Raw genomic sequence first — 5,893 nt, 5'->3', positions numbered from 1 at the left:
TATTTATTTAATTCCTAGTGTATCTATCCTTATAGGATATTTCGTATACATTGGATTAAGTGTTTAGGAGGAAGCAATATGGAATCAATCGATATCGTTTTACTAGTAGTTAGTTTATTCTTAATTACATTAGTAGTATTACAAAGTTCAAAAGATAGTATTGACAGCGCATTTAGCGGTGAGAAAAGCGAATTATTCAATAACCAAAAGCAACGTGGTTATGAGCTTTTATTAAGTCGCATTACGTTAGGAACAAGTTTATTGTTCATTACAATTAGCGTATTCGCGATGCTGTAGTAATATCTTAAGAACACAAAAATTGTGTTCTTTTTCTTTTGTTGGAGGTGAAAATATGAAAGAACAAATAATAGAATATTTACAAAGTGTACCACTTAAAAAAACAAATATTGAAGAATTAAAAGAGGTTCTTCATATTTCAACGAGCTCAGAATTTAAAGAACTGATTCGTTCAATGAACGAGTTACTAATTGAAGCCAGATTAATTGAAAACAATAAAAATGAAATCACAATGATTGAAAATACAAACTTTGTGATTGGTACACTAGATTTAAAAGAACGTGGATTTGGGTTTGTTATGCCTGAAGACCCAAGTAAAAATGACATCTTCATCCCTCAGACAATGATCAATGAGGCAATGAATAGAGACAAAGTTCTTGTTCATCTTCATAAGAATAAGAAAGGTCTTCGTGCCGAGGGTGAAGTTAAGAGAGTATTAGATAGAAAATATACACATGTTATTGGGTATATGATTTATAAGAATGGAATGGGTTTAATTGTTCCAGATGATAAAACAATCAAAGTTGACGTTATTGTAAAAGTTGAAAACCAAAACAATGCGAAAAAATTTGATATGGTTAGAGCTAAAATTATCAATTACTCATGGCGAGGTAGAATCGAATGTGTTATTGAAGAAATCATTGGAAATAAACATGATGCTGGTATTGATGTACTAAGCAAAATACTTAAACATAACATTGATCCATTATTTCCACCTCTTGTAATAGAAGAGGCTAATCAATTCAAAGGTGTAACCAAAGAGGACTATAAAAATAGAAGAGATTTAACAAATGAAAAGATTATTACTATTGATGGTGATGATTCAAAAGATTTTGATGATGCAGTTATAGTGGAAAAATTACCAAATGGTAACTTCCATTTAGGAGTACATATTGCTGATGTTTCACATTATGTAACTCAAGATAGTTTACTAGATTTAGAAGCGTATGATAGAGGAACATCTGTATATCTTCCTGGACGTGTTGTACCAATGCTTCCAGAAACATTGTCAAATGGTATTTGTAGTTTAGTACCACATGAAGAACGTTTAACTATTTCTTGTGATATGGAAATCAATCCATCAGGAAATGTCGTGAAACACGACATCTATCCTAGTGTTATAAAGAGTTATCAAAGAATGACCTACAACAAGATAAACAAAATATTTCTAGGAGACGTAGAACTTGCTGAAGAATACTTTGACCTTATAGAAATGTTTTATGATATGAGAAACCTTGCTAAAGTTCTTGGTAAGAAACGTGAAGCATATGGTAGTATCAATTTTGAGACAGACGAATCATACATTACATTAGATGACAATGGTAAAGCTGTTGACATAACAATTAGAGACCGTGGGGTATCTGAAAACATCATTGAAGAGTTTATGTTAAAAGCAAACCAAGTAGTCGCAGAATCTGTGTTTTGGATGAACTTGCCTTTCATTTATCGTGTCCATGATAAACCAAAGGAAGATAAACTCCAAAAACTACTTAGAATGACCAATGCTCTAGGTTTCAAAGTAAAAGCAAAAACTGAAATTAACAACTTCGAACTTCAGAAGTTACTTGATAGAGTTAAGGGAGATCCTTCTGAAAAAGGGATTAATTTACTTGTACTTAGATCAATGCAAAAAGCAATATACAGTGAACAATGTCTAGGTCATTACGGATTAAGTTTTAAATATTATACACACTTTACAAGTCCAATTAGACGTTATCCAGATTTAATTGTACATAGATTGTTAAGAGAGTACTTATTCAATCCAAAACAATCTAACGAAGTGATTGACTACTATGAGAGAAACATGGAGGCAATCGCAACCCAAGCATCAGAGACAGAACGTCGCGCAGTCATGTGTGAACGTGATGTAGTTGATATGAAAAAAGCTGAATATATAACAAAATATATAAACAAAACATTTGAAGGTGTTATTAGTAGTGTTACTTCATTCGGACTATACATTACACTTTCCAACACAGTAGAAGGATTAGCACATATTAAAACATTAAATGATTATTATCATTTTGATGAAGAGCTAATGATGTTAGTAGGAGAACGTAAAAAACATGTCTATAAAGTTGGAGACAATGTTACAATAAAAGTAATGAATACTAATATCCCTGAAGGTGAAGTAGACTTCAAAATAGTATAGGTGGTGACAATATGCAAATAATCGCAAACAATAGAAAGGCTAGCCATGAATATGTTCTTCATGATACATATGAGTGTGGCTTAGTTTTACACGGTACAGAGATTAAAAGCATACGTGAAGGAAAAGTAAATATTAGAGATGCATATGCACTGATCAGAAATGAGCAAGCATATATTATAAACATGCATATCGGTAAATATAAACAAGGTAACCAGTTCAATCATGATGAAACAAGAACTAGAAAACTTTTACTTCATAAAAAAGAAATCATAAAAATCCAAAATAAAGTAAATCAAGAAGCAATGGCTTTAGTCCCTTTAAAGGTTTATATGAAAGAAGGACTATGTAAAATAGAAATTGCACTTGGAAAAGGTAAGAAGCAATATGATAAGCGTCAATCATTAAAAGAAAAAGATACTAAAAAGCGTTTAGACAAAGTAATGAAGGATGCTAGGTACTAAGACAAATTTGTCATAGTGATACTATCTAAATATGTTATAATTAAAGCACAAGTAGGGAAACTTAAGCCCGATTTGGGCTTTTTATTTTTATTGGGGGAATTATGAAAAAAATATTAGTTTTAAGTTTATTAGTACTAAGCACATTGACACTTACAAGTTGTAAAAAAGAAGATGCAAAAATGGTAGAGAATGATATCTTTACAAATACAGCAAGTTACCTTGATATTGAAATGATTGAAGTATCAAACACGTATAATCTTAGTTTTGATGATTTTATCAATTTTAATAATTCATTGATAGAAAAAGTTAATGAGGAATATCCAGGTCTATTTGAATACACAATTGATTTTCCATTTAGAGGAGAATCAGTTACAAAAGAGAATATTGTTAGAGATGCTGTAGAAGGAGACAACACGTACGGACTTGCACCTGTTGAGTTTTTCAGACAAATTCTTTCAAATGTCTCTTTGATTTACTTCTATGATAACTGTGAAGAAGCAGATATGGTGGAAGGATTTTGTAACTATATGGACAATAAATATGTAAAAGTTGTCGGTACAAATGATAAGTTTATGATCTATCAAAAATATATGTTTGGAGGAATTACATCAAACGAAAATACTACATATCTTGATTTTACTGATGGAGTTCATTATGTGAATCTTGAACAATTGGGTGCTGGTCGTGAAGTTGTCAAGTCATTTAAAGATGGAGTATTTGTATTTATAGATTATATTGATAATATTGAGTATTACGCATTTTATCTTGGCGATGTTCAAACAAACGAGTACTTAAAAGTTACTGTAGGAAATGATGAGTTATATACTGCTAATGAAATAGCGTATTATAACAAAGCAACAGGAAGAAGTTTGTTATATAATGAACAAGAGATGTTTACTACAATTTACGTTGGGATCTCAGAACCTTTAGAAACTGTTCAACAAATTTATCATAGGGAATCAAGCAGTTCAGAAATAGGAAATGCAACTATAATGGATTTAAATTTATTCTATTATGATGGTTGGACTAATATTCAAATTCATAGTCCAAACTCATTTACACTAATGAATGACGAAAATGTATTTGATAGTAGTATAGTTAACGGTTCATTCAGCGGATTTGACACATATTTTGCGAGTTATTCATTGACAGACGAACAACTCACAAATAGAGTTGATCCAATTGAAGATGGGTTATCAACAACTTATGATATTGAAGAACTTTATGATTTCTTTGAAGAAGTCAAAAACAGTGAGGACCTACTAATATATAACGATGTTAACTATAGAGAGTTAGGGACTATTATTGATGATTGGTTTACACAGTATCATTTAAACGATTAGTTAGTATAATATTATAAAATATGCAGAGCTTATAGTATAGTAGAGAAGAGGTGATTTTATGACTGTAGAATTGTTCTTTATTCTCCTACTAGTATTTATGAGCTCTGCTTTTATTAAGGGTTGGAGTGGGTTTGGAACAAACCTAATTGCAATGCCAATACTTGTTACTATGTTAGCTTTTGGATTAGACCAAGGAGTAACGATAGTAATAAGCGTTAATGTTTTTATGAACATTGCAATACTTATAGAAAATAAGAAGTTTAATATTAGAAGTTTAGATAATATAAAGATGTTAGTAGTCTTTGGTGTAATCTTTACTTTTGTTGGGGCATACTTCTTAAAAAGTCCTGAAAATGCACAAGCATTAAAGATAATCGCTGGAAGTGTGATTACGTTACTAGCACTATATAGAATATACACAACATTCTTTGAGTTTAAAAGACATATAAACGTAGAAACAATGAGTAAGTATTTTATACCAGTTGGGATCATTTCTGGATTCTTTAATGGAATCGCAGGTCTTGGTGGATTACCAGTATTAATCTTACTTAGTAATACAAACATGGAACGAAATAAGTTTAGAACTACATTAGTATCTTATTTCTTAGTAATGAATATAGTCGCAATCATCGGATATGCCGTTGCTGGGAATTATACGACGTTTGTCTTTAGTAGTATTGGATTAATGATAATACCTAGTGTAATCGCATGTATGGCTGGTGTATGGTTAAGTAGAAGAGTAAGTGATAAGCTATTTAGTAGAGTTATGCTTGGTATTCTATTATTTATGGGTGTAAATCTAATAGTAAATGGAGTGTTCAGTACTAACATAATTTCAATGTTTTTCTAACTATGATATAATAGGAATATAGTAGTTAGGAGGAATCATAATGGAATTCGTGAATTATCTATTGATTTTAATTGGTGTTTACTCTATAATTATTGGTGCGATTAACCCTGGGTTCAAAAGTAGAAAACAGGTGAGAATGGCAAACAGAATTGGTGAAGGTCCGGCTAGAATATTTTACGCTATTATGGGTATCATATTAATAATCGTTGGTATCTTCTTATAAACGGGGTTGTTTATGGATTCGACAGGGTAGTTAGAGCTTGATAAGCATGCCAGCGTTGTGGCTGTAAAAACACTAGGTTAAATATAACCGGAAACCAAAATTACGCTTACGCAGCTTAAGAAATAAGCGCGTTCTCACTGTATAATTGCCTAGAAGTGTACAGTTCGAGATCAGCTAATCTAGGATATATGCAAACTGTGCCGTCTTAACGGAATGTATGAACTTAATAAGACTAGCTAGTTACTTGGATGATTATTGCTTGGTAGCTAGTTAAATTAATCAATGATCTAAGCATGTAGAAAATGAAGTGTCGGCTATTTTGGACAGGGGTTCAAATCCCCTCAACTCCACCAAATTTGAACGCGTCCCGAGATTTTAGCAGTTACCCTTAGTGGGGCTATTATCTCGGGTTTTTGTTTGAAATAAATTATCAGTTACTTGCCTTTTTACGTACGGATATTACTCTTCAAAAACATGTTGAACCAAGGGTCTTTTTCAAATCTGAGAAACTAGTTTAATGTAAAAAAAAGTGAAGTTCAACATTTTAATTATCATTACATAAAAGAT

6 protein-coding genes and 1 other RNA gene are annotated in these 5,893 nt (G+C 31.4%); all 7 read left to right on the top strand.

Features of this window, described 5'->3' with window-relative positions:
• Positions 1-78 precede the first annotated feature (78 nt).
• The gene (gene secG / locus AC2LE6_RS08310; RefSeq protein WP_484478793.1) at positions 79-297 is read left to right on the top strand and encodes a preprotein translocase subunit SecG; all 219 of its coding nucleotides are present in this window, start codon (positions 79-81) and stop codon (positions 295-297) included.
• A gap of 55 nt (positions 298-352) precedes the next feature.
• The gene (gene rnr / locus AC2LE6_RS08305) at positions 353-2,449 is read left to right on the top strand and encodes a ribonuclease R (protein ID WP_484478792.1); all 2,097 of its coding nucleotides are present in this window, start codon (positions 353-355) and stop codon (positions 2,447-2,449) included.
• Positions 2,450-2,460: 11 nt separating this feature from the next.
• On the top strand, positions 2,461-2,910 hold the full coding sequence (smpB, locus tag AC2LE6_RS08300; protein WP_484478791.1) for an SsrA-binding protein SmpB: 450 nt from the start codon (positions 2,461-2,463) through the stop codon (positions 2,908-2,910).
• A 101-nt stretch (positions 2,911-3,011) separates the two neighbouring features.
• The gene (locus AC2LE6_RS08295; RefSeq protein WP_484478790.1) at positions 3,012-4,253 is read left to right on the top strand and encodes a hypothetical protein; all 1,242 of its coding nucleotides are present in this window, start codon (positions 3,012-3,014) and stop codon (positions 4,251-4,253) included.
• A gap of 58 nt (positions 4,254-4,311) precedes the next feature.
• Complete coding sequence (locus AC2LE6_RS08290) at positions 4,312-5,103, top strand: sulfite exporter TauE/SafE family protein (RefSeq protein ID WP_484478789.1); 792 nt, start codon at positions 4,312-4,314, stop codon at positions 5,101-5,103.
• A gap of 40 nt (positions 5,104-5,143) precedes the next feature.
• Entirely contained in the window at positions 5,144-5,326 is a 183-nt protein-coding gene (locus AC2LE6_RS08285) for a hypothetical protein (protein ID WP_484478788.1), read from the top strand.
• Positions 5,327-5,328: 2 nt separating this feature from the next.
• Positions 5,329-5,679, top strand: a transfer-messenger RNA (tmRNA) gene (gene ssrA / locus AC2LE6_RS08280).
• Positions 5,680-5,893: the final 214 nt, after the last annotated feature.

The sequence above is a fragment of the Candidatus Izemoplasma sp. genome (genome assembly GCF_982632705.1).
Note: the sequence above shows the minus strand (reverse complement) of the source record. Positions and strands in the feature narration are given on the sequence as shown.

Excerpts from the sequence above, each read along its gene's own strand:
- smpB (WP_484478791.1), top strand. The coding sequence starts at position 2,461 with ATGCAAATAATCGCAAACAATAGAAAGGCTAGCCATGAATATGTTCTT.
- AC2LE6_RS08285 (WP_484478788.1), top strand. The coding sequence starts at position 5,144 with ATGGAATTCGTGAATTATCTATTGATTTTAATTGGTGTTTACTCTATA.
- AC2LE6_RS08295 (WP_484478790.1), top strand. The coding sequence starts at position 3,012 with ATGAAAAAAATATTAGTTTTAAGTTTATTAGTACTAAGCACATTGACA.
- rnr (WP_484478792.1), top strand. The coding sequence starts at position 353 with ATGAAAGAACAAATAATAGAATATTTACAAAGTGTACCACTTAAAAAA.
- AC2LE6_RS08290 (WP_484478789.1), top strand. The coding sequence starts at position 4,312 with ATGACTGTAGAATTGTTCTTTATTCTCCTACTAGTATTTATGAGCTCT.
- secG (WP_484478793.1), top strand. The coding sequence starts at position 79 with ATGGAATCAATCGATATCGTTTTACTAGTAGTTAGTTTATTCTTAATT.